We start from the raw sequence: 22,010 nt of genomic DNA, 5'->3' as shown, positions 1-22,010 counted from the left end.
ACACAACAAGCCCAACAAGCACCTGAAAGACATTATGTCCTCCAGTAGCCTGTTGGGCTCGTGTTTAAATTACTGTGAGAGGTTTTTTAAAACTGGAGGGCATTTCCCCTCCAAAGTATGATTATCTATTACACCCCTACATACGTAATGTATGCCATAGTATAATATGGTGGTCTGTTTTCGTGGGGTTGGCTACCTCCTTTGCTATTTGTTGTGAAGGTATGGCTATGGTTGCCAGCAGAACCAGTTTGGGTATTTTGAAAATATCCAGCTTTTTCCCCTCCAGAACCATCGTTTGAACCTGATTGAATATAGGCGGTAATGCTATGGCTGTGTGAACCTGTGTAATTAGTATTACCACTATGGTTATGAGCAGGCATTTGCTGTTCTGTAAGCGTAACTTCTTTTGCACCACCTGGGTTGCCAATAGCATCGTAATCTTCATCATTGGGGTCGTAGCCTACAATAAACATTCCCGATAGGTCTGGGGTTCCATTAGTACCGTCACATAATTGCCAGCCTGAAGGAATATCATTAATAGACCCCCAATAAGGAATGGCTGATTGTTTAGGCACTAAACATCTTTGCAACTCTAATAGCGGATTTAAACGTTCTAAATCGGCCCAATTATAAGTTGCTACACCATCGTTTCCAAAACGGGCAAAACGAGTAAAGTAAGCATTCTTTTCGTCGCCTTGACCATCTGTTGGGTTAAGGTCTTCTAAATAGGTGACGGCTTCAATTGATTCGTCTATGGTTATTTCTGATCCAACGGCACCGCCTTGAAATGGGAGCAATTCACCATCTAACACAATAAAGCCATCGGCTATAACACCGTTATCGTCTTCACAGCCTTTAAGGATGTAATTATCGCCACCAATGGCAGCTAGTTCATGTACGGTATTTATCATATCTCGTACAAATCGCCATGTTCTATTATCGGCAGGAAAACCACTGCCTTGTACTTCTAATTTATTCATCGTTATATCTTATTTCGTAAGTTTTATCGGGGCTACGGTAAAAATCTACCAAAGCTCGTAAGCGTATCATTTCGGCATCTGTTAAGTTTATATCTTGGGGCAAAAGCACTACAAAATCTACATCTAACAGCTCTAGCTCTTCGGGTTCGTAGAAGTAAATTGGCTTTTCTTCTGCAGGTTCGTAGAAATGCACTGGAGCAGTTTCTTCGGGTTCGTAGAAATACACCGGGCTTTTATAAACACCATCTGCTATTCTAATTCTGCGCTGTCCTACGTCAAAAGCATCATTAAGCACGTTTACCATGCTGTAAACCTGTGGGGTGTGTTCTATTTTGTAAAGTGCTTCGGCACGTAAGGCCATAAACTTAGTGTACAACTCTTGTAAGGGTTTAATTTGGCATAATAACCAATGCACCATACGTGTTTTGCGCAAAACAGTTGGGAGCAAATGCACCACGTATTCGTTTAGTTTTATGTTGAATACTTTATCCATTACAAAGTTTCAGGTTTTGGTATGAAATTGATGTTCAGGTTTTCGTCGGTTACAACCATATAACCGCTATTGGCCACGTAGCTATCGTTAATAATTTGGAATGCTGGAGGTGTTAAATAATTAGCTTCACAAAGCCTTATGTAAGCCTCACGATTACTACAACCATCAACATCTTGCAAAAGGTCTTCAAGTTTTGCAATATTGAACTCACCATTAAACTTGAGATTTTTTAAGTAATCACGAACCACATCCTGTACAGGCGTGTTTGCTGTACCATCTATACGTGAGCCATTTTCATCCAACACCAAGGGGTTGTAAAAGAAATCGATATTCAGCTTTAAATCATCTGCTTGAGCAGTAAAAATGATAATTTTAGTTCCAGCAGCTTTTATACCGTTTTCGGGGTCTGAAAAATACACTTCTAAGGCTTCTTTAACTTCATCTGGTACTGGTGCTAGATTACCATTTTCATCTTCGGTAGCCACTTTAATGTATAAGTGTTTACGATTGTTTACCTCTAGCTCAATTACAGCAGCTCTTTTTACTACTTTCATGGCTTCTATTTCTTCTTCGGTATAGCCATCATCGGTATATTCATCATTAATGATTTGCTGGCCATAACGGAACTCTAACGCCTTATTCCTGTACCAAAGCAAAGAGTACTTTTTTTGCTCCTTTATTTTGGTGTTTATTTCATCTGTAAAGAGGTCGAAAAACACATACAACGTCCAGATTACCGTGGCCACAATACCAGCCCATATGCCATATATGGATACTTTACTGGTACTATTTAAAGTATCTAAACTGCTGTAATTGGCTTTTTCTGCCAATATTTGCTCTTTTATTTCTTGTTGTGTTGGGGTTGGCATTGTTTTACTTTTTATTGCTTTCTTTGGCTTTTGCTGCTTTTAATTGTTCATAATCTTGCAACTTAGCCGCTAAGGCGTCTAGGCAATTTGCTGCCATACGGCTTTCTTTTACTGTTAATGCTCCATTTCCTTTGTTAAGGGCTTGTTCTAAAAAATTTAATTCTTCCATGTGTGTATTTATTGTGTTATTAATTGTGTTTTTATGCCGGACATCCAATAATCTTGAGCTCCGTCATCCCCTGAAGCTATGAACATATAAAGCCAACCATTCTTTACTATTGGAGATATATATCCTCCAAAATGGTCCCATGCGAAATTGAATTGAGGATATTTATTGTGAAGCTGCATAGGGTTGACAATCATAGGGCTTCTAACATCATGTACCCATGAGTTACCAACTAATTTTGCTAAGCCATACTCACGGTTATTTGAGGTTGCCCAACCGCCTACATTTTCTTCTTCACTACCAATAATTAAAAACAGTGAATTTTCATTTTGTATGTATTCGGCATCGTCCATTTTTCCATTCAAATAGCCACTATCTACATTAGCATCTTGTATTTTGGTTGCTGATGGTGCAGATGATGTAGCGTTTAATAGAGACAGTAAATTAGCATCGGTATTAGATGCTGTTAATACATACTCCCAACATTCTTTATTTATATCAGTACCATTATCTCTATTATGAATAATAATTCTAAATTTCCCATCGTGATACACTAATGATAAAGGATAATGATTCGTGAAATTGAAATTAGATGAATTAATATTTATTTCTGTTGGTGATGTAGTAATGTTTAGATCTTCATCCATTATCATATAAGCAGATGTATAATTGTTATCAGGCTTTTGAACAGCTAATAAAACCAAATATTTTCCATCGTTCATTTTAAATGGATTAGATGTACTGAAGACATTTCCTGTTGTTTTTGCAAAAGAAATAGAACTTGTTTGTAGCAACAATGTATCTGTAAAAGTCCAATTCTCTAAATCTGGAGAGGTAGCATAGTATATTTTTCGTTCTACATGTGCACCATAAACCACAGGACATAACATTACATACGTGCCGTTTGTTTTCTGATAAATACCACCTGGTTGAATGTAATGAAAACTGCCACCACTTACCGTGCTTGGGTAAGGGTTAAATAATGGATTGTTATTGGGGATGTACTGATAATTTATAAATGGATTGAACAATTCTACTTTTTGACCTACCGAGAAATTTGGAGACCCTAAATAGGTTGCTCCATAATAAAGTCTATTAGTTCCTAATGAACTGATACTAGTAACTTCAACCAATATAGATGCTTCGCCACCTTGACATATAAACCAACTTTCACCTCCTGTTCCTGTAGGGTTAGCTGCCATTGCAGCATGAGCTTCAGGGCTGTTTATTTCAATATACTTATTAACCGCATCGTGAGCGGTGATAAGTATATTATTGGCTCTTGTAATGTTATTATACCTGTCACTTATCAATGCGTTTTTAAATGAATTTTCTAAATCAAAACTCACTGGCCATACTAAATCATTACCTTTATAAACTTTAGTTACCTGAGTATTACCAAGTTTTAAATTGTTAATTGCGTTATTTCCTAAATTAAGTCCCATTACACGATTATATATAAAGTTGAAGCATTCTTAGTGCCAATAGCATCATACTCTGCTTGCGTTAATGTTATTATTTTTGCAGCCTTATCAGTGCCAGTATAAGTGTCTGTTTCGTTGGTGATGATGTTGGGGGCGGTTATATTGCCTGTGAATCTACCATCTCCGCTCACATCTAAGGTGTAAGAAGGAGATACTGTATTTACACCTACTCTTTTATTAGCGCCATCAAACAACATCGCTGTATATGGAACTGTTGTATTTCTAATTTGAATATTGTTACCTAAGGGAATTAAGCTCCAATCATTACTTCCTCCTGTAAAAAATAAATTACTGGTAATAGTTAAACTACCATTCATCGTGTCACTTGTATCACTCCTTAGAAATTGAGAACTATCTAAACCATCAAGAGTAGCTGCATTTCCGCCGTCAGGAGAGGTGATATATCCTGCACCGTTGGTTAAAGAAGCATTATCTGTTGGTATTAAGGCATTTACTTCTGTTTTGGTATAAGCGTTGGTAATACCGTAACCAGCTAATGTAGTTGGCGTATTTGTAATGTCACTCCAATTATGGTTATGTCCTAACTGCGAGTAACGAGTGTCTAAATTCACAGTATTTCCGCCTGTAATACCTAAATTTCCACCGGTTAAAGATAAATCTAGAGTTAACGAACCATTTAAACCATTAACAGAAGATACGCCTCCTGTTGGGCTTAATAGCTCTTGCCAATTACTTGACACAGTTGGGTCTGGGCCTTGTAAAATATAACTTTTACTTTCATCGGTACGCACACACACATCTCCTATTTGAGCTGTTAATGCTAGCATAGATGCTTCACTTCCTTCAACAAAAGTTTCTGTAATTGTTACAGCAGGTAAATATGCTTGCGGTATTTTCCCATCACTATCTAAGGGCGTGTATCCGTTGTTAGCACCTTTATTGCTTAAAGATTCATATATGTTGGGTAAATTATCTAAAGTAGATTGCAACCCTTGAATATCACTAATTTGGTGAAATTGGGGGTGCACATAATTCTGCAAGCCATCAAGTTTGTTTTTTAAAGCCGTTGTGAAGTCTTGAGTACTTAAGCCTTTTCCTGGCACTTTATCTACTTTTTCATCTAAAGCAGATTGCAACCCTTGAATATAACTTATGGGCTGGCTATTTGGTAAGGTTGGGATGTTGATATCATGAGAGGTTTCATTGCCATCGCCATCTACAACGGTGAATCTATACCCTCCAGATACCGTAGTAATAGACTTTAAGAGCCAGCCTGAATCTTTATGCCAAAAACTATGAAGCAGGTTTAGCCATTTATTTTGTATAACAGGGTCTGTACAGGTTAGGTATGCTATTAATATGTTAAGTGCTTGTTTCATTTTATCTATTTAAAGAGTTCACATAAATTACAATCGTCGGTGTTTTCAATAAGGGTTAAATCTTCATCAGATAATGCTGTTGCCGGTTTAAGTTGCTTTTTTTTATAGTACAATTGAACATCTGGTTCTAACACGGTGATATCTGGTATTCTAAGTACAGTACCTGCAGGTATAACATCTGTACGACTCATGTTGTTTTCAAGTTCTAAAACATCTACCTCGTTAATACTACCATATTCTTGAATGGCAATGTCTAAAAGGCTTTGCTTGTATTTAACTCGAATTTCTGCCATTACTTTTCGTGTTTTTTCTTGTACTCATCAAATTCTTGCTTCAAGCTCCTGTATTTGTTTTTCCAGAGGTTTAAATTCTGTTTTAAGGACTTAATTTCGCTTTCTAAGTCTGTAAACTTCTCATCATAGCGGCTTTTTAAATCGTCTAGAGCTTCCTGGTATAGATCTACAACCGATTGATTAGTTTCAGTTTCTTGCCTTTTTAATTCCTGTTTGCGTTTAGAACGCTCAAAGCCCCAAGCCCCTAGGCCTGCAATAGCTGTTATTATCTCACCGATGTGGTTATTAATAATGTCCATCATTGTATATTTCGGTTTAATTTGATGTAATTTTTTAAGGCTTCATAGTCTTTTCCATCTCGTTGTAGATGTAACTTCACTCTAGTTTGAAGTTCATCGTCATCTACATTGCTTTTTACCATTTGAATTAAATTAGCACCCAATAATGGGTCTTCTTTTAATTCGCCTTGGTTCATTCTTAAAATCAGGCCAACGTCTTGAGTGAGGCTTTCACCTATTTTGAAATCGCCATTCTCAATGATTAAATCGTCTGTATCGTCTAATAATATGTCCTGTTCCATTAGGGCGTTCCTTTTATAATTCCTGTTCCGGTAACCGCTCCTCCAGTTGCTGATGTTCCGGTAACCGTGGTCTCTCTACCAATGGTAAATTGCGCAATAGCTTCAGCCAGCTCATTGGCAAAATGTTTACGAGCTTGAGGGATGTCAACTTCGGGATCATCACTATTATACTTCAAGGCAGCTTCAATCTTATCTGCTAATTGTGCTTGACTAATTGGCATAATTATTATTCTATTAAAACGGTGTTTAAACGCTGTTTAATAGCTGTGGTAGCAGCTACATTTATCGTGTTACCGTATATTACTTTTATCTTGTTCACTTCGTCTATATAATCGTTAAGTATCTCTTTAAGGCTCTCATTTCCTACCTTTACGGAAAAGCCCTGGTCTTTTATTTTTAGTTCGGCATCTTCGGTTGTCCATACCGCTTCTTCAAAGGCTTCACAGTCTATTAAGAAGGTGGATGCCTCTTGATTAAGAATGACACCTATTAAGCATTTGGCTCCTACTTTTGGTTTTCTGTAGAAAGAACTTAAACCTAAAAGCACATCATAGAACTCTAAATCGTCAACCATTCCCTTAACCGTCATGGTTTTGCTTTCCCAATCCACCTCAGTAACCGTTGCCCAATGGGTTTGTACTTTGGTTTTTCTGTCTAAGGTTTTGGACAGTAATTGTCCAAATTGCTCTATTTCTCTTCCTTCCTTTTTCATAATAAAGCACCTCCCAAAGTAATTTCCTGCCTGTAACCAGATTTACCAAAGTTTTTTTTAACCGCTTCTACATAGTAGGTTCCCGAACGCTCTGGATATAATCCGCTTTCAAGATTCACCTTCATGCCGTGGGCTATGGATGGCGTTCCAAAACTGGTAAAGCTGCCATCAAAACCGCCACGTTTTTTGGTTTCATAATCTTTCTCAAGCAGTTTTTGCACTTCAGCTTTAACAGCAATGTTGTAATAGGTTAATTGGTAGGTGTCGCCACCGTCTTCACCAATTTCAACTTCAATTTTTTTACCATCCTTTAGTACCGATACACCTTTTACTTTTAAAATGATGTCTTCAGCATTTCGGTAGTTCAAATCGTTGCTTACGGCATTGCGCTCTAAATGAAAGTTTACCGTATCCTCATTACTATCATCACTGTAATATTTACCACAAACCAACTGTTTGCCTTTCATGTAACTAAACAGATTGTACGGGTCTTTTTGTAGCTTATCCAAAACCGCTGCCACATTGGTTTTAGCAAAACGCACACCACCCAGTTCCACACCTTCTAAAGCATCAACCGAATAGTTTGGTGCAATATCCTCCAACAGCTTTTTAAGCGTTACCGATTTGTAACTCACGTTTACAGGCAATTGCTTGAGTTTCCACATCTCATCCTCACAAGTGATTTGAATGGGAATATTTGCCGAAACCTGAGTAACATAACCTTGAAACTCGGTAATATATTCGCCATTGTAGCCTAAAGCTATAATTACTGGAGCTCCACGACGAAACACTTCACGAACTTTATTTTTATCAAAGAACTTTACATTCCTAGGCAGTGTAATTACCGCCTTATCTGTTAACAGTTTAAAACTGCTTTCAATCTCTACTGAAGAGACTTTTTTTATAATTAACTCCTTCCGTCCATTATATTCAGGGAAGGTGATATGAGCGTTCATGGCTAGCGTCATTTCTTACGGTTTTTTGGTTTGACACGCCAAGAGATTTCATCATTAATAACATGCTTACAGATTACAGGAAATCCCAACACATCAACGCCTGTTTGGAATTCTACTATTCTGAAATTATCTTTAATTATCACGCTCATAACACTAATTCTAAAGGTTCATCACTACTGGCTGTAATCTCAAATGGAATCACGTTTTGTTTCCCTTGAGCTAGCTTAAAGTCAAAATCATCAGCTGTAATTCTGTATATGCTTTTGTCTTTAAATAACGTACCAATTACTTCAATGCTATCGGCAATTTCTTCCCACTTCAACAACTGCAAATGCTGCTCATAAGCTGACATTTCTGGTGTATCTAAACACAGCCCTCTAATGCGTATTTGCCAATCATCAAAACCATATATTTCCTTAACCGTTCCATTGCTGCCCAACACATTGGTTTTGGTAATGTTCTTGGCACGTCTAAAATCTGCTACACTAGCAAAAGGCAATTCAAAATCATTCAATCTCTTTTGTTGCAATTGTCCTACAGGAGTATAATATTGATACGAACCGCCTTTAAACTTCATGGGGAACATAACCGGCGTTCCCAGCCAACTCATTTTCTTAATCTCTTCAATTGGTTTGGTTGGAATAGATTGGTAGTTTACATCGGCACTTGGTTGTACAGAAAGATCACTAGCATACCTCACAGGAATGAAACCGAAAGCAATATTAAAAAGTTGCGATATGTCTGGTTTAAATGTGCTCATTATAAACTTATAAGTGAATCTCTTAATCTATCGTTAATTTTACCTGTCACAGCATCGGCTATTTTGTCTATGTCATTACGCCAGTTACCATCTATGTTGAAATAGTTTTTTATATCTAAGTTCATGGTCACTGTTTTGCCTGCTTCCTTACCTACTCCTTGTAATGCACTGCCTGAAGACGAACCGCTACCAGAACCAGTAACATTGCCGTCAAGAGTATTGGTAAAGTTTGCTAAACCTGTTGATGTAGTTGCTGTTTCTTCATCTTCTTCATCTTCCTTCAGTTTTAAAGATCCGCCTGCTTTTGTAAATTCAACACCTGCCTCAAGAGCTGTTTTGGCAACTTCCTTATAACCATCAACTATTGATTTTTTACGAGCTTCAGTATCGGCATTAATCTGGTCTAGCATTTTTTGGTTTTCGGCTTCATCGCCAATCCCCATAGCTATCTTAAACTTATACCACCCCTCTTTAATCATGTTAATGCCTACCATAAGACCGTTAATCATGGTGTTAAAGTTTGCTTTCACGGTAAGAACAAAAGCACTGAATAACAATTTTGCTCCGTTCCAAGTGTGTTGCCATGCATCGCCCCAACCTTCTACAGATGTACTTAACCAAACAATAGCACCTACTAAAGCTGCAACAGCAGCAATTACTAATCCAATAGGATTAGCCGTAAGAGCAGCATTCCATAACCATTGTGCTGCGGTCGCTACTTTTGTGGCTGTGGTTTGTACCCATGTAACTTTTGATAAAGATGACATTAAAGGAATAATGGAAGCAATACCAGTTACTACTGGAGACAGTTCTACAACCGAAGCTCCAATGCTACCAAAGGTTGCACTGAAGGATGTTTTTAAGTCGGCCAACCAACCTCGAATACCACTTGAAGCCGACTTTACTGAAGGTATCTTATTTATATCTAAATCAATACTACCAAGACCTTCAATCCACGCAAGACCAGCGTCTTCGCCTGCTCCCTTAAAAATATCCGCTAAAACCAATTGTTTGGCTTGAGTGGTTGCTCCTTCCATAGACTTGCTAATCATCTGCACCGCTTCAAAAGTGGTTTTATTGGCTAAATCTTCAGCTTCTAAACCTATACCTCTCAACGCATCTATTTGAGGTTGCCCAATCTCTCTTAGCGATATATCAGCCTCTTTTATAGAGTCCATAGCTTTATCGCTAAAAATCCCATCTTTACCAGCCTGTGCCATTAAAGCTATAGCTTGAGATTGGCTTAAACCTAATTGTTTTATGAATGTTGGATATTCCTTTAGCTGATCTATAAAGTCTCCATTGATGTTGGCACCCTTTTCAAATCCTGCCTCTATTAAGGCCATATTCTCCTCGTAGGTGCCGCCTACCAACTTAGTCATAGCGTTGGCAGCTTTAGCGATTTCGTCTGGAGACTCTTTAAATACAGCACCTAACTTATACGCTTTGGCTGTCAGTTCGTCTAACTGATCACCTGAAGTTCCAGAAAAGCGTTCAATATTAACCCGTAAGTCTTCAATTTCAGTAGTAAATCGCAAACCATCAATCGCCTTATTGACAAGTTCAACCGTTTGGTTGGCCACTACTACAGCGGCTCCCCAGTTGGCTTTCATTTTTTCCTGGTCTGGAGCTTTCTCTATTTCTTCAAGCTCGTTTTGCACCTCAATAAGTTGCTCTTTATAACGACGTACTTTGGTTTCGGCTTGCTTGATATCGAAATCTATTTGCCCCTTAGTTAAAGGGTCAACGGCATCTCCTAAACTGTCTAAATGGGTTTTGAGTTTTTTGATTTGATCTTCTTCTCTTTTAATTTCTGAAGACAAATCGTTGAAGCTTTTTATAGCTTGTTTTGCAGTAGCTTTGGTGGCATCGTCCATGTCATCTAAAGAAGCCGTCACACTAGCTAGTGTATCATCAACAGATTTTGTTGACTTTTCAACACCACGCATAGGAGCAGATACTTTGTCTATAAGCTCTAAAATCCATTGTGTTGTGGTACTGCTTCCTGCCATGTTATTTACTGAACATTTGGCCGAGGATGTCGGCCAATGCTTTTTTGTTTGCTAATTCTACTACCTTGAAAATGTTTTTATACTCAACCGCTTTTACATAGGCATATTCCTGGTATAGTTTTGCCCATTCATCATCTGATAATGTATTGGGGTCTATCTGGTAATGACTACGTAAAAGCGCATTGATTTTACTTATTTCATGATGATCTTCTGCTTGGTCATCGGCCTCTAAAGCATAGAGGCCTAACGCTTTTTTACGGTACTTTTCGCCTTATTTTTAAGCGCATTAAGCTGTTCTAACACTTCAATATATACTTCACCGTCTTTCTCTAATGCTTCCATATCACCGCCTAACACACAGTTAGAAATCAAAACTTTGTTGATGGCCGACACATTTTTAGCAGCGGCATATTTACCCATAGCTTCTAATACTTGACGATCTGGTTTGCGAATTACAAACTTTGCCACGTCACCATCTGACGTTTCAATCTCTAAGTCTGAAATGCGTTTCTTGCCGTATTTAGCTTCCCACTCCAGATTCATATCTGGAGTGATGTCGCTATGTTTTTGATATTCTTTTGCCATAATTTTAAATTACATTCCATTCAATGTGTGACACAATTAAATCGAATTTTATTGAAATGGTGCCGTCGTTATTCTTTACTTCAACACCATTATTGGTAAACTCACAGTTACGAATGCGATCTTTTTGAATAGAACCGTCTTTCTTTTCATACTGTACATTAATATCAAATGGTAAGATGTCTTGAAGTCTTTGACCTGTAGCTAAAGCACCTTGTAAACCATCTACTTCTTCTTTGTAGAGAGTAATAGAAGCATTAGCTTCATAATTACCTTCTCCACGGCCCACAGGATATTTCCCAGCTCCATATGCATGTTCTTTTGATACTGAATCATCGTATGATAGCTCAGTAATACCTTCAACGTCTCTGGATAACAAGTTTACAACTATGTTATTCCAACCGGTCATTTGACCGAATCTGTTTATTATTGTTGCGTCTGTAGTCATAATTATAATTCGTTAGTTAAACCAAGATCTACCTCAAACTCAAACACAATACCATCTACTAGTATTTGACCTTTAACTTTTAATGGCGAATCTTCAGCCAATACTTGTTTAGGATTTATATAGAAATCAAAACCACTAATCTCGTTATCGGTAATCATCGTTTCTAAAGCTTTGTTGAGTCTTGAGTTCCAATCTGCTATGGTAGATGATTTTATAAAACCAGTTGTAGGATCTTTTTTCACAATACCTCGTACTTTTGGCAGCAACGTATTACGTATAAGTCTAGTGGCTTTATTCCACACACGATTGTTTTCTATGTATGCAAAATCGTCTGCTTTTTCAACACAGGTAGGTGCATTATTGAAAAATACACCGCCATAGCCGTTAAAGCTTCCGGCATAGATATAGCCCGAATCGGTTAATGACTTTTGGTCGGCATTAGATAAAGTTTCAAAAGGATTACCATCTGATAGTTGAGCAGCTTCCCATGATGTTGAGCCGTCAATAGTCAATGGGTAATCTTCACGACCTTTAAAATCATCTGGCTTATTTAAAATGTCAACCGATCCTAAATTCTCATTTACTTGACGTACGGCTAGCATGCCTAAAACAGATCCTACAGCTGCATATTTAGTATAAGCTGCATCTATTGACGCTACCGATGGGTCTTGAGCTATACTTACTGATACATTAGGTGCATTTTTAGCACGTAGGTCTGGATAATTGGCTATAGGTGTTATAGCAGCATCTTCTCCTTTACCTTCTAATATTACCGCATCTATGTATCTAAACTCTGACTTAAAGTTATTCACAAAGGTTTGCACCGGTTCTACTTCGTCATCTATATCAGGTACAGTTGTAGTGGTATTCATGATACCAATTACTTTGCCTTCAGGAATATTGCGAACAGCTGTTTTAAAATCATCTAAAGCTACCAAAGCCGATGGTGTTAAATCTTCTGCACATGGTATGAGATGTAATATACCATCTGGACAATAAGTGAAGAATTCTTTAATCTCATTATACACCAGCACTTTTTCATTAGCATCGAATGCCGCATTCACTCCCAAAGCTTCAGCATCTGAAACTTGTAATAGTTCTTGAGATTTATAAGCAACCAAAGAGGTACCTGTAAGAGGCATACAAGCTGCTAAAATGAAGATATTATCTTCACTAGCATTTCTGCGTCCTAAACCACCGTTCAGTTTATTTATTATTACGCCTTTAAAACTCATTATTCAGCAGATTTTAGTTCATCAATTCGGGCATCGTAAGCAGCTATTACAGTGCTTCTATTTTTGCCTTTTGTCTCAACTTCTTTGGCAGCTTCAACTGCTTCAATAGTTTCAATGCTTTTTGCTTCGTTAATTAAAGCTTCTGCCGATTTTGGTTTGATAGATGTATCTTCTGTTTCTTCTTCAATGACATCATTAATTTCAATTACTTTGCCTTTAGCTCCGGCATGAAGGTTGGCTCTATTTTGGTCTAAAAAGAATTGGCCGTCGGTAGTGGCAAATACTTTTTTGGCTTTTGGGTAGTTTTTAAATACCGCTTGAGCCTTTTTTTCTAATTCAGCTTTGCTGTATGTTTTTTTCATGATTAAAAAGGTTTTGTTTTTATAATTATAAGTGCCACAAATAGTATTATAGCTGCTACACCTAACAAGGCTAAAGCTTTCATATACCAGGGCGATTTTGTTACTTCTACCGTATTTACGGTATCGTTATTTTCTGTTATTTTTAAAAGGGTTTCAATGATTTTATTTTGACTTTCAATAATGGCCTCGTACTTTTCTGTGAAACATTGCACTTCTATTTGGCCGTTTATCTGCCTAACCGAAGCTTTTGTTCTACCACTCTCAGAGGTTTTTGTAACGGGAGTTTCTGTCAAATCTTTTGTCGACACATATAGCTTTAGGCTATCGGCTTCAATACTTATCGTGTCTTTTTTTGGTTCAAAAGTGATTTTGGTGATAGAATCCCGTTTGACATCTTTAACCGTATTGGAACTGATGAGTTTGCCACTGCCACAACTGGTTAATAGTAATAGAATAGCTATAAAGTTCATTAATCGCATAAGTTCTTATATTCCAATGAAGCGTTAAACGATGGGCAGGCTTTGCTAAATTCAAAAGGTTCTATAATACCGTTGCCATTCAGGTCTTTTGAAAATTCTCTATGACCTAGTATTTCGGCTTTTGGGTATTTATCCTTTAACTCGCAAAGCAAATTATAAAGTGCCGTTTTTTGTTTTGGAGTCCTGGTGTCCTTTGGTGCTAAAGATTTAGACAGACCTCCAATGTAGCATACGCCAATACTCTTTGAGTTATAACCTTTTACATGTGCTCCTATGACATTTTCAGGGCGACCAACCTCTATTGTACCATCAAGCTTTACCACATAATGGTAACCAATACCTTTCCAGCCTCGTTGTTTATGCCACCGATCAATATCTCTAGCATTAAAGTCTTTACCTTCAACAGTGGCCGAACAGTGCACTACGATGTATTTGATTGTTCTCATATTGAATCCTCAAAGAGGAGCAGGCTACTTGCGGTAAGTTAGCCTGCCATATTGAATTGACTAATCTTGACTTTTACCAGAGATAATAGCTGCAGAACCTTCAATACCGTAGGCCACTATAATATGCCATACACGGAAACCAATAGTATTTTCTCTATTTTCAGGATCTTCAGATGCTGATCTAGCGAAACGCTTAACTGTTCCTACAGCTTTAGCAGTACTGCCTTTGTGAAATACCACAGATGACTTACGACCTACAGTTGCAGAACCATAAGGTAATTTCTCTAATGTAGTATCATCATACTCAGGAGTTGTTGAATCTTCATATATTTTGAATCCGTAATATTTGCTTGAGATCACACCTTCACTTTGGTTATGGTATTGGGTGTAGAACTTTCTGTCTTCTTCCAGTAAGTCAGAAACGTGGTCATCACACAAGATTAAGATTCTACCTTTTTTATTGATACCAGCTTTGTTCATTTTAGCCTGTAAGGTTCTTAAATCTTTAGTGGTTAATTTTAAACGACCTGTACCATCATTTTCTCCAGTACTTTCTAATACAAATTGATTTTCGGCTTCGTCATTTTCTTGAGGTGCCAATCCCCAGAGACCATACTCCATGGTTTCATCCTCCAAAGTCTCACGATGTTGCATTTGCACGTCGTTTACTTTCTCGTATGGCAATGCGTATAGTTCGTCTTCTGTAACAATAGTATTTTCGGTATCGAACTTATTTAACGCTACCACTACGTGGCTATCGTCTCTTTCATTTTTGATTATAGGATAATTAGTGTTATTGATCAATACCGCAGGAGCTGCACCACGTTTAGGTATTTTAATGGTGTCATTATTTACCCAGCTTTGTTTTGAGCGAATTTCACTAGCCCATGTATGTTCATAGCGCAATTGCTTTATCATCTCTTTTTCGGCTAGCTGATTTTTAACAGGCAAAGCTACAGTAGTAACTGCCATGGCAATACCTTCACTGGCAGAACCTGTAAAGGCTTGACCAATACAAGTGATTGATAATATGGCTACGATGGCCAATAAGAATTTTGAAATGTTTTTCATGATTTTAAATAGGTTTTAAATAGTGTTTAAAGTGGTTAAGCGATACATTTGGGGTGTATCTTAATTGTTCAATTTATTGTTTAGCAAAGTAGGCAGCCTCTAAAGCTTCAGCTTCTTTTGGTTTTTCTACTTTTAATTTTTCGTACGCTTCAGGGTCTTTTTCCAAGTAATCCTCTAAAGTCCATTTTGCTCTTGAAGCATCATTTGATCCATCGGCAGGCGTTAAATTGGCGCTTAATTTTTCTTTGTTTGGTAAAGCTTTTAATGCTTTTTCAGTACCTTCAAAATCGGCTTTGGCTAAACCTAACCAAGTTTCTTTTTGATCTGCCGTTAATTTTTTAGCAGTAATAGCATCGTCAACTAACTTTTCGGCTTTTGCTTCAGCTTCTTGTTTAGTTTTTTGATTGTCCGCTTCTTCTTGAGAGCGTTGTTTAAGAGCATCTACTTTCATAGCTCTTTTTGCAGACTCGATTTGCTCATCGGTTGCATCAGGTGATAGCCCTAAAAAGGCAATCAATTCTTCTTTGTCCATAATTTGAGTTTTTGATTTATTATCGGTTTTCCCTTGATTTTCGGAATTGGGTTTAGGTATAATGGGCGCACCACAGGCTTCAAGTACAGATATATCTTCTGCCGTCATAACTGCTTCAGCTTCATCATCTATAAAATCAATAAAACCATCGGCTTTTGCTTCGGTAGCACTCATCCAGTAATCACCAGATTTCCATAATTCTTCTATTTCGGCTGTGGTTTTACCTGTTTTTTTACTGTATTTTGCTAGGTAATCTTTGGTAACGTTTTTAAGTAGTTTTAAATCGGCCTGAATCTGATCTTCATTACCACTGGTGGAAATAGATGGTTTATGAATCATGATTTGGCTATTTAATGATGCTGTGGTAGGATAGCATGCAATAAAGTATGTAGCTGCACTTGCTGCTAAAGAACCAACTCTAACAGACACATTCTTAAATCTCTTTAACTGGTTATTAATTTCTGCAGCTTCAAAAACAGAACCGCCCTGACTATTGATGTATATTTCACAGTCATCATGCACCTTTACTAGCTCATCTACTTGTTTTTGAAAGTCTTTAGAATTATTGGAGTTCCAGTTTGCTATACGCCCAATAATTCTAACATACGCTTTGCCTGATTTAGACTCAGCCGTTACAATCAACTTTCTACCGTTTTCATTGCCTTGGGCAAATACTGGTTTTATCAAATTCATACCGCAAAAGTGTACACAAAAACGAGCTTGAAAAAATCGGTATTCTGAATCGGTAACTATGGGTTACCGAATTAGTAACCGTATGTTACCAATTCAGAATAGCAAATTCATAAAACCGCCCTGCTATTGGATATTTGCCTTGTAATTAAGCAGTAACCTATGGCAAAAGATAAAGAGAGAGGCATTGCTCGTATTTGGTACACAGAGCAAAACAAAACAGCTAAAGAAATAGCTGAAAAATTAAAGCTTACCGAAAAAACGGTTGGCGAATGGGTTAAGAAATACGGATGGAAAGAAGAGCGAAATGCCCGTGAAAATGCAGTTGATAAACGGATTGATAACATTAAGAGTGTTATTGATGATATTACCGAAGACCGCTCATCGGCCAGAACCCGATTGAATGAGCTGAAAAAAGACCTTAAGGAAGCCATTGCCAACAAAGACACCGATGAAGCTGCCTTGATTAGAACCATGATTTCAGATATTAAAAAGGAAATTGTGGGCTACGACGATGCCATTAGTAAATGGAATAAAACGCTGGAGAATTTCGATAAGGAAAACAAGGTATCCTTGTCTAATTACTTACATGTTATGGACGAAATCTTTAAGGATTTACAGGCCTATGACCAATCCATTTACATGTCCACACTCGATTTTCAAGAGCAGCATATTAACAAAGTAAGCGTACAAATAGGATGATATTAAAACGATTATTGAGCCTGCTAAAACACAGAGCTCCAAAACAGCAGTATTACTTAGAAATTGGCTCGTACTTCATTAGAAAAGGAACAGGATATAAAGTAGGTGATGCTTTTGAATATCAAGGCAAAAAAGGCAGTAAACAACTGCGTATAGCCAACTTGTATTACAATTTCAAACTGAACAAAATCACTTATAAACTAGACAAAAACCCCATTTTAAACCGAAGTGAAAAGAAGTGATAAAATAGCATTAGAACGCTATAAAAGGCGTTTGGAATTTGCCCGTAGTGCTGGTGAAGTCAATCCTTTTGAAACCAAGGCGGAACAAACCGAAAGGATTAATAGAGCTAAAAAGGATGTAAAATTCATGGTTGAATATTACTTCCCTCATTATGCTACTAGTGAATGTGCAGATTTTCAAATAAAATGGGCTAACAAAGTTAAAGACAATAAAGAGTTTATTGGATTTGCTAAATGGGGTCGTGGGCAGGCTAAATCAGTTTGGAACAACGTACTTATACCTTTTTGGCTTTGGATGAATGAGGGGAAAAAATACTTCGTTTTAATCGGTCAGAATGAAAAAAGGGCGCAACAACTTCTTGAGGACATTAGAGCCGAATTTGAAGGTAACCCAAGAATTATACATGATTTTGGTGAGCAGCGACAAATAGGTAGCTGGGAAGATGGTTTCTTTATAACTAAAGGCGGTTTTATTGGACAAGCTTTAGGACTTGGACAAAGTTGTAGGGGTTTGCGGGTTAAGGAAAAAAGACCTGATCATATCAATTGTGATGATTTAGAGACAAAAAAAACCATAAAAAACGAAACCATACAAACAGAGCATGTAGAGTGGTTTGAAAGTGAATTATTACCAGCCATGGATGGTGAGTTTGAACGTGCTACTATTTCTAACAACTGGTTTGCCGACAAGATGTTCATTAAAAAACTTGCTGAACGTCACGATGATTGGTTTGTACATGAAGTTGTTGCGTACGATTCCGTTACTTACGAACCTAAGTGGCATCAAAAATATAGCCCTGACTATTTCCGTAAAAAGGAAAAGAAAATGGGTAGAGCATCTGCCTTAGCAGAATACTGTCACGAGGTTGTTAAAAAGGGGACAATATTCCTTCCTGAAGATGTTCAGTATAGGATTATCCCAAAACTAAACAGCTACAAAGCTATAGTAGGTCATTGGGATGTGGCTTATTCTGGAAAACCTAAATCGGATTATAATGCTGTTAGAATTTGGGGTCTTAAAGATAAAGACTTTCAATACATTAATGGGTTTGTAAAGCAATGTAAAATGCGAGCTGCACTAGATTTTATGTGCTATATAAACAAACATCTACCAGACTCGGTTATCATTCACTGGCAGTACGAATCACAGTTTTGGAACGATGAAGTTGAAAGAACCATTGAAGAAGCTGAAGAAGCTGCTGGAACAAACCTTTTGTTATATCAAATAGACACGCCTAAATCCAAGAAATATGACAGAATAGAGTCTTTACAATCTTATTGGCAAAACGGTCGTATTTGGTGGAATGAGAAGTTAAAAGGGAATACTAGCCATTTAATTGGTTTAGATCAATATTTCGGTTTTGGACCTGGTTACAAAACCAAGGACGATGCACCTGATGCCGACCACCAAGCCATTACCAGATTAAGTAAATACATTCCAAAAGGTTCAGGAAAAGGTAAGTTGAAATCAGGCCGAATGAAGCCTAAAAACGAACGTATATGATTTACATTACTGATAACGATTTAAAAACCGAAAGTTTTGAGCGGTTTATTACCGAAAGTACCAGCGACTTTCCCACAGTGAAAGACGAAGTAGAACTCAAGACTATTGGACTCGTCAAAACATTTCTTAGCGGCCGCTACAATGTAGAGGCTATCTTCAGAGAAACAGAGCCTTTGCGAGATGAATTTCTGGCAGACATTGTTGCTAAAATAACAATGTATAAAATAATCAGCAGGAATGCAGCTCGCAAAGTGCCGAGTGATTTTAAAGACGATTACGACTGGGCCATGCAGCAATTAGAGAAGATAAATGCTGGCAAAATAAGTCTAGATTTACCTGCACCAACAGATGAAGAAGGTAATTCTAATATTAACCCAATGTGGGGAAACAACACAAATAAAAACTTTTACATATAATGAAATACCTACCAAACTTCATATATAAGCCTTTAGCAAAATATGTTCTAAAGAATACCGATGAACGTGTTTTGAGAGTGGTGGCAGCCACAAAGTCAGGAACTGGCAACAATTTATCGGACAAAACCACTCAAGAAGCCATAAGCATGCAAGCCCAAACGCTTGAAGAGTGGAAAATGGCTTTATTGTTGGCCAGCGACCCCGAAGAACCAAGCCGTGTTGCTTTAGGTGAGCTTTATAGGAATTTGAAGTTGGACAATCATTTGGTGTCTCAGTTTGAAAACCGTACCGAACCTGTACAAGGAGCAGATTTTAAGCTTGTAGATAAAAATAGCGGTGAAGAAAACGAAGAAGCCAAAAGCTTGTTTGAAACGCAATGGTACATCGATTTTATAGGTATATGCATGGCTTCAAAATGGGAAGGCACTAAAGTAATAGAGCTTTACGAGCTTGATGAAAACATGCTCTTAACTGATGTGGTTGAAATACCAATGAGCCATATCATTCCGCAAAAAGGTTTAATCCTTAAAGAAGCTGGAGGTACTCAAGGTTGGAATTACAAAGAAGGAGCTTATGCCGACCAGTACATTCAAGTGGGGAAGGACAACTTCTTAGGTATATTAGCACAATTAGCACCTATTGTATTGGCTAAAAAATTAGGGGTAGGTAGTTGGCTAGATTATATTGAAAAATATGGCGTTCCGTCCATTTTTGCAATTACCGATAGAGAAGACCAGGAACGTTTAGACCAACTCTATGAAGCGCTTTTAAACTTTAAGTCTAACAACTTTATGGTTGGGCGAGGTCAGGAAAAATTCGAGATTGGTAAAGACACTGGTAGTGGTAACTATGAAGTATTTGACAACCTTATTGAACGTGCCAATAGCGAAATGAGTAAACGCATAGTTGGAGCTACCGGCACTAGCGACGAAAAAAGTTACACAGGAGCTGCACAAGTACATGCTGCAATATTGGCCACCAAGCATAAATTGGATAAATTTTTTATTAAGGTGATCATCAACAATCACCTCATTCCAAGGTTGGTAAAACTATCTCCAGCTTATGCGGTTTTAGCGAACTTAAAATTTGAATGGGATGAAAGTGAAAGCTTAACACTTAAAGAATTGCTCGAAGCCATTAAAGACTTGAGCCAATATTACGAATTTGATATTGATGAATTAGTGAATCGTACCGGGTTGCCAATTACGGCCATTAAGCAAAGTATAGGCTTAACCACCGAAACAACTCAAGAGACTGAGACTAAAAAAAAAAGTCTGAAGTAAACGCTTTTAATAAAATAGAAGCGTATTACAATGCGCCTCGTTGTACCCATGCGCTACCAGAACCCGAGGCCATCAATTTGAAGCCCTGGAATAAAATTATTGAGCGCATTGCTAAAGAACTTCATACAGGTAAACTAAAGCCTTCAGATTTAGACCAGGAACTGATTCAAAAAACATACGACACCTTAAACAAAGGGGTGTCTGAAGGCTATGGCGCTAAGTACCACCAATACAATGCGCAAAATTCGGCTACTGTTCAGCGTATTCAGCAAAACATTTATCAGTTTTCGGCAGCTAAAACCTATCAACAATTAGCTGAATATAACGGTTATTTGGTTGATGAAAATGGTAAGGAACGTTCCTTTAACGACTTCAAGAAGTTGGTACTGGAAAAGCATCCTAAATACAATAAAAACTACTTACAGGCCGAATACCAAACTGCTAAAGCTTCAGGGCAAATGGCAGCCAAATGGGAAGGATTTCAAAGAAACAAAGCTCGTTACCCATACTTAAAGTACATGACAGTTGGCGATGAGCATGTACGTGATGACCACAAAGAGCTTCATGGTTTTATTGCGCATATTGACGATGCGATTTGGGATAGAATTTACCCACCAAACGATTGGCGTTGCCGTTGCTATGTGGTACAGACCAACCAAGAACCGACTGGAGAGGCCCCCGATTTAAGCTTTATGAAACCCGAATTTAGCGTTAATGTGGGCAAAACAGGTACGGTGTTTAACGAACAGGCGCATCCGTATTTTATCATTCCAAAAAAAGATAAAGAGCGTATGAAACTGGCTTTTGAAAGTATGAAGCTGCGTTTGGCTTATGGCAAAGCTAAATACACGGCCAATAATGGTGCTAAAGTTTATGTACATCCTTTTGCAGACCCTTCAGATTTAATTGGAAATTATCGTGCGGCTGTTAAAATTGCAAACAAGGGCATTTCTTCAAAGTTACGCCCTCACTCAAATATCAAGGGCGATAAAAATCCTGAGTTTTACATCGCAAAAGTTAAGGGTGATAGAGTGGCGCCAATATCCACTAATTTGAAGAGAGCAATATCAAATGCATTTGATTCTAAATTTGGAAAGAAAAAAGGAGTATCTGGACAGCTTAGGGATTTAAAAGATACGTTTGTGATTATTGATTTGAGTTTTTACGAGCTTACAAATAAAAAAATTGGTGATGTGACATCACAATCTTGGCAGAGATTCAATCATTATAACAACCTAAACTATTTGATTTTCATATACAAAGACAATGTAGTAAAAGTTAATAGAAGTGTTTTGAAAAAGGGATATGATGCCTATGCTAAAGAAATTTTTAAAATAAGAAAAGGAGACTAAAAAAATAGTCTCCTTTTCCTG

The 22,010-nt window shown here is 37.6% G+C and carries 28 protein-coding genes; 6 read left to right on the top strand and 22 right to left on the bottom strand.

Features of this window, described 5'->3' with window-relative positions:
* Nucleotides 1-128: 128 nt before the first annotated feature.
* The 22 genes from J1D01_RS10760 to J1D01_RS10655 all read right to left on the bottom strand — a co-directional run bounded on the left by J1D01_RS10760 (nucleotide 129) and on the right by J1D01_RS10655 (nucleotide 16,493).
* Nucleotides 129-980: a phage baseplate protein gene (locus tag J1D01_RS10760; RefSeq protein ID WP_421150819.1), complete on the bottom strand. Its 852-nt coding sequence runs from the start codon at nucleotides 978-980 to the stop codon at nucleotides 129-131.
* Nucleotides 973-1,473, bottom strand: a complete 501-nt coding sequence (locus tag J1D01_RS10755) for a hypothetical protein (RefSeq protein ID WP_421150818.1) — start codon at nucleotides 1,471-1,473, stop codon at nucleotides 973-975. Before J1D01_RS10755 ends, J1D01_RS10760 begins: the two co-directional genes overlap by 8 nt.
* Nucleotides 1,473-2,342 carry a hypothetical protein gene (locus tag J1D01_RS10750; RefSeq protein WP_421150817.1) on the bottom strand — a complete coding sequence of 290 codons (870 nt, stop codon included), beginning with the start codon at nucleotides 2,340-2,342 and terminating at the stop codon, nucleotides 1,473-1,475. The genes J1D01_RS10755 and J1D01_RS10750 overlap by 1 nt, the downstream gene beginning before the upstream one ends.
* Before the next feature lie 4 nt (nucleotides 2,343-2,346).
* Complete coding sequence (locus J1D01_RS10745) at nucleotides 2,347-2,511, bottom strand: hypothetical protein (RefSeq protein ID WP_421150816.1); 165 nt, start codon at nucleotides 2,509-2,511, stop codon at nucleotides 2,347-2,349.
* 8 nt (nucleotides 2,512-2,519) lie between these two features.
* On the bottom strand, nucleotides 2,520-3,953 hold the full coding sequence (locus J1D01_RS10740; RefSeq protein WP_421150815.1) for a hypothetical protein: 1,434 nt from the start codon (nucleotides 3,951-3,953) through the stop codon (nucleotides 2,520-2,522).
* On the bottom strand, nucleotides 3,953-5,332 hold the full coding sequence (locus J1D01_RS10735; protein WP_421150814.1) for a phage upper tail fiber protein: 1,380 nt from the start codon (nucleotides 5,330-5,332) through the stop codon (nucleotides 3,953-3,955). Before J1D01_RS10735 ends, J1D01_RS10740 begins: the two co-directional genes overlap by 1 nt.
* Before the next feature lie 5 nt (nucleotides 5,333-5,337).
* Nucleotides 5,338-5,625 carry a hypothetical protein gene (locus J1D01_RS10730; protein WP_421150813.1) on the bottom strand — a complete coding sequence of 96 codons (288 nt, stop codon included), beginning with the start codon at nucleotides 5,623-5,625 and terminating at the stop codon, nucleotides 5,338-5,340.
* Complete coding sequence (locus tag J1D01_RS10725) at nucleotides 5,625-5,927, bottom strand: hypothetical protein (RefSeq protein WP_421150812.1); 303 nt, start codon at nucleotides 5,925-5,927, stop codon at nucleotides 5,625-5,627. Before J1D01_RS10725 ends, J1D01_RS10730 begins: the two co-directional genes overlap by 1 nt.
* A complete protein-coding gene (locus J1D01_RS10720) occupies nucleotides 5,924-6,205 on the bottom strand; it encodes a hypothetical protein (RefSeq protein ID WP_421150811.1) in 282 nt (93 codons plus the stop codon). Before J1D01_RS10720 ends, J1D01_RS10725 begins: the two co-directional genes overlap by 4 nt.
* Nucleotides 6,205-6,426, bottom strand: a complete 222-nt coding sequence (locus J1D01_RS10715) for a hypothetical protein (RefSeq protein ID WP_421150810.1) — start codon at nucleotides 6,424-6,426, stop codon at nucleotides 6,205-6,207. Before J1D01_RS10715 ends, J1D01_RS10720 begins: the two co-directional genes overlap by 1 nt.
* A 5-nt stretch (nucleotides 6,427-6,431) precedes the next feature.
* Nucleotides 6,432-6,917, bottom strand: coding sequence for a hypothetical protein (locus J1D01_RS10710; protein WP_421150809.1), 486 nt, complete (start codon nucleotides 6,915-6,917; stop codon nucleotides 6,432-6,434).
* The gene (locus tag J1D01_RS10705; protein ID WP_421150808.1) at nucleotides 6,914-7,885 is read right to left on the bottom strand and encodes a hypothetical protein; all 972 of its coding nucleotides are present in this window, start codon (nucleotides 7,883-7,885) and stop codon (nucleotides 6,914-6,916) included. Before J1D01_RS10705 ends, J1D01_RS10710 begins: the two co-directional genes overlap by 4 nt.
* A gap of 133 nt (nucleotides 7,886-8,018) precedes the next feature.
* Entirely contained in the window at nucleotides 8,019-8,633 is a 615-nt protein-coding gene (locus J1D01_RS10700; protein ID WP_421150807.1) for a DUF6046 domain-containing protein, read from the bottom strand.
* Nucleotides 8,633-10,645, bottom strand: a complete 2,013-nt coding sequence (locus J1D01_RS10695; protein WP_421150806.1) for a phage tail tape measure protein — start codon at nucleotides 10,643-10,645, stop codon at nucleotides 8,633-8,635. Before J1D01_RS10695 ends, J1D01_RS10700 begins: the two co-directional genes overlap by 1 nt.
* Nucleotides 10,646-10,888: 243 nt before the next feature.
* Nucleotides 10,889-11,230, bottom strand: a complete 342-nt coding sequence (locus J1D01_RS10690; protein WP_421150805.1) for a hypothetical protein — start codon at nucleotides 11,228-11,230, stop codon at nucleotides 10,889-10,891.
* 4 nt (nucleotides 11,231-11,234) lie between these two features.
* On the bottom strand, nucleotides 11,235-11,675 hold the full coding sequence (locus J1D01_RS10685; RefSeq protein WP_421150804.1) for a hypothetical protein: 441 nt from the start codon (nucleotides 11,673-11,675) through the stop codon (nucleotides 11,235-11,237).
* A gap of 2 nt (nucleotides 11,676-11,677) precedes the next feature.
* Nucleotides 11,678-12,910 (bottom strand): DUF2586 family protein, encoded by a 1,233-nt coding sequence (locus J1D01_RS10680; RefSeq protein ID WP_421150803.1) that lies wholly within the window; start codon nucleotides 12,908-12,910, stop codon nucleotides 11,678-11,680.
* Nucleotides 12,910-13,272, bottom strand: a complete 363-nt coding sequence (locus J1D01_RS10675) for a hypothetical protein (protein ID WP_421150802.1) — start codon at nucleotides 13,270-13,272, stop codon at nucleotides 12,910-12,912. Before J1D01_RS10675 ends, J1D01_RS10680 begins: the two co-directional genes overlap by 1 nt.
* A 2-nt stretch (nucleotides 13,273-13,274) precedes the next feature.
* Complete coding sequence (locus J1D01_RS10670) at nucleotides 13,275-13,742, bottom strand: hypothetical protein (protein ID WP_421150801.1); 468 nt, start codon at nucleotides 13,740-13,742, stop codon at nucleotides 13,275-13,277.
* On the bottom strand, nucleotides 13,742-14,197 hold the full coding sequence (locus J1D01_RS10665; protein WP_421150800.1) for an N-acetylmuramoyl-L-alanine amidase: 456 nt from the start codon (nucleotides 14,195-14,197) through the stop codon (nucleotides 13,742-13,744). Before J1D01_RS10665 ends, J1D01_RS10670 begins: the two co-directional genes overlap by 1 nt.
* 60 nt (nucleotides 14,198-14,257) lie before the next feature.
* Complete coding sequence (locus tag J1D01_RS10660) at nucleotides 14,258-15,268, bottom strand: hypothetical protein (RefSeq protein ID WP_421150799.1); 1,011 nt, start codon at nucleotides 15,266-15,268, stop codon at nucleotides 14,258-14,260.
* Between the two features lie 73 nt (nucleotides 15,269-15,341).
* A complete protein-coding gene (locus J1D01_RS10655) occupies nucleotides 15,342-16,493 on the bottom strand; it encodes an ATP-dependent Clp protease proteolytic subunit (protein WP_421150798.1) in 1,152 nt (383 codons plus the stop codon).
* Nucleotides 16,494-16,652: 159 nt separating this feature from the next.
* Between J1D01_RS10655 and J1D01_RS10650 the strand changes: the two genes are divergently transcribed.
* The 6 genes from J1D01_RS10650 to J1D01_RS10625 all read left to right on the top strand — a co-directional run bounded on the left by J1D01_RS10650 (nucleotide 16,653) and on the right by J1D01_RS10625 (nucleotide 21,989).
* Nucleotides 16,653-17,192 carry a terminase gpP N-terminus-related DNA-binding protein gene (locus J1D01_RS10650; RefSeq protein WP_421150797.1) on the top strand — a complete coding sequence of 180 codons (540 nt, stop codon included), beginning with the start codon at nucleotides 16,653-16,655 and terminating at the stop codon, nucleotides 17,190-17,192.
* Between the two features lie 14 nt (nucleotides 17,193-17,206).
* Entirely contained in the window at nucleotides 17,207-17,434 is a 228-nt protein-coding gene (locus tag J1D01_RS10645) for a hypothetical protein (protein WP_421150796.1), read from the top strand.
* The gene (locus tag J1D01_RS10640) at nucleotides 17,421-18,938 is read left to right on the top strand and encodes a hypothetical protein (protein ID WP_421150795.1); all 1,518 of its coding nucleotides are present in this window, start codon (nucleotides 17,421-17,423) and stop codon (nucleotides 18,936-18,938) included. The genes J1D01_RS10645 and J1D01_RS10640 overlap by 14 nt, the downstream gene beginning before the upstream one ends.
* On the top strand, nucleotides 18,935-19,354 hold the full coding sequence (locus J1D01_RS10635; RefSeq protein WP_421150794.1) for a phage protein Gp36 family protein: 420 nt from the start codon (nucleotides 18,935-18,937) through the stop codon (nucleotides 19,352-19,354). The genes J1D01_RS10640 and J1D01_RS10635 overlap by 4 nt, the downstream gene beginning before the upstream one ends.
* On the top strand, nucleotides 19,354-20,637 hold the full coding sequence (locus J1D01_RS10630) for a phage portal protein family protein (protein WP_421150793.1): 1,284 nt from the start codon (nucleotides 19,354-19,356) through the stop codon (nucleotides 20,635-20,637). The genes J1D01_RS10635 and J1D01_RS10630 overlap by 1 nt, the downstream gene beginning before the upstream one ends.
* 77 nt (nucleotides 20,638-20,714) lie before the next feature.
* Nucleotides 20,715-21,989, top strand: coding sequence for a phage minor head protein (locus J1D01_RS10625; protein ID WP_421150792.1), 1,275 nt, complete (start codon nucleotides 20,715-20,717; stop codon nucleotides 21,987-21,989).
* The last annotated feature ends 21 nt before the right edge of the window (nucleotides 21,990-22,010 follow it).

Source organism: Seonamhaeicola sp. NFXS20, from assembly GCF_049132085.1.
GTDB lineage: Bacteria > Bacteroidota > Bacteroidia > Flavobacteriales > Flavobacteriaceae > Seonamhaeicola.
Note: the sequence above shows the minus strand (reverse complement) of the source record. Positions and strands in the feature narration are given on the sequence as shown.

Coding starts and splice junctions, on each gene's coding strand:
- J1D01_RS10650 (WP_421150797.1), top strand. CDS start 16,653: ATGGCAAAAGATAAAGAGAGAGGCATTGCTCGTATTTGGTACACAGAG.
- J1D01_RS10710 (WP_421150809.1), bottom strand. CDS start 6,917: ATGAAAAAGGAAGGAAGAGAAATAGAGCAATTTGGACAATTACTGTCC.
- J1D01_RS10755 (WP_421150818.1), bottom strand. CDS start 1,473: ATGGATAAAGTATTCAACATAAAACTAAACGAATACGTGGTGCATTTG.
- J1D01_RS10680 (WP_421150803.1), bottom strand. CDS start 12,910: ATGAGTTTTAAAGGCGTAATAATAAATAAACTGAACGGTGGTTTAGGA.
- J1D01_RS10750 (WP_421150817.1), bottom strand. CDS start 2,342: ATGCCAACCCCAACACAACAAGAAATAAAAGAGCAAATATTGGCAGAA.
- J1D01_RS10660 (WP_421150799.1), bottom strand. CDS start 15,268: ATGAAAAACATTTCAAAATTCTTATTGGCCATCGTAGCCATATTATCA.
- J1D01_RS10655 (WP_421150798.1), bottom strand. CDS start 16,493: ATGAATTTGATAAAACCAGTATTTGCCCAAGGCAATGAAAACGGTAGA.
- J1D01_RS10665 (WP_421150800.1), bottom strand. CDS start 14,197: ATGAGAACAATCAAATACATCGTAGTGCACTGTTCGGCCACTGTTGAA.
- J1D01_RS10745 (WP_421150816.1), bottom strand. CDS start 2,511: ATGGAAGAATTAAATTTTTTAGAACAAGCCCTTAACAAAGGAAATGGA.
- J1D01_RS10630 (WP_421150793.1), top strand. CDS start 19,354: ATGAAATACCTACCAAACTTCATATATAAGCCTTTAGCAAAATATGTT.
- J1D01_RS10705 (WP_421150808.1), bottom strand. CDS start 7,885: ATGACGCTAGCCATGAACGCTCATATCACCTTCCCTGAATATAATGGA.
- J1D01_RS10760 (WP_421150819.1), bottom strand. CDS start 980: ATGAATAAATTAGAAGTACAAGGCAGTGGTTTTCCTGCCGATAATAGA.
- J1D01_RS10690 (WP_421150805.1), bottom strand. CDS start 11,230: ATGGCAAAAGAATATCAAAAACATAGCGACATCACTCCAGATATGAAT.
- J1D01_RS10720 (WP_421150811.1), bottom strand. CDS start 6,205: ATGGAACAGGACATATTATTAGACGATACAGACGATTTAATCATTGAG.
- J1D01_RS10670 (WP_421150801.1), bottom strand. CDS start 13,742: ATGAACTTTATAGCTATTCTATTACTATTAACCAGTTGTGGCAGTGGC.
- J1D01_RS10715 (WP_421150810.1), bottom strand. CDS start 6,426: ATGCCAATTAGTCAAGCACAATTAGCAGATAAGATTGAAGCTGCCTTG.
- J1D01_RS10725 (WP_421150812.1), bottom strand. CDS start 5,927: ATGATGGACATTATTAATAACCACATCGGTGAGATAATAACAGCTATT.
- J1D01_RS10675 (WP_421150802.1), bottom strand. CDS start 13,272: ATGAAAAAAACATACAGCAAAGCTGAATTAGAAAAAAAGGCTCAAGCG.
- J1D01_RS10685 (WP_421150804.1), bottom strand. CDS start 11,675: ATGACTACAGACGCAACAATAATAAACAGATTCGGTCAAATGACCGGT.
- J1D01_RS10730 (WP_421150813.1), bottom strand. CDS start 5,625: ATGGCAGAAATTCGAGTTAAATACAAGCAAAGCCTTTTAGACATTGCC.
- J1D01_RS10740 (WP_421150815.1), bottom strand. CDS start 3,953: ATGGGACTTAATTTAGGAAATAACGCAATTAACAATTTAAAACTTGGT.
- J1D01_RS10700 (WP_421150807.1), bottom strand. CDS start 8,633: ATGAGCACATTTAAACCAGACATATCGCAACTTTTTAATATTGCTTTC.
- J1D01_RS10735 (WP_421150814.1), bottom strand. CDS start 5,332: ATGAAACAAGCACTTAACATATTAATAGCATACCTAACCTGTACAGAC.
- J1D01_RS10635 (WP_421150794.1), top strand. CDS start 18,935: ATGATTTACATTACTGATAACGATTTAAAAACCGAAAGTTTTGAGCGG.
- J1D01_RS10695 (WP_421150806.1), bottom strand. CDS start 10,645: ATGGCAGGAAGCAGTACCACAACACAATGGATTTTAGAGCTTATAGAC.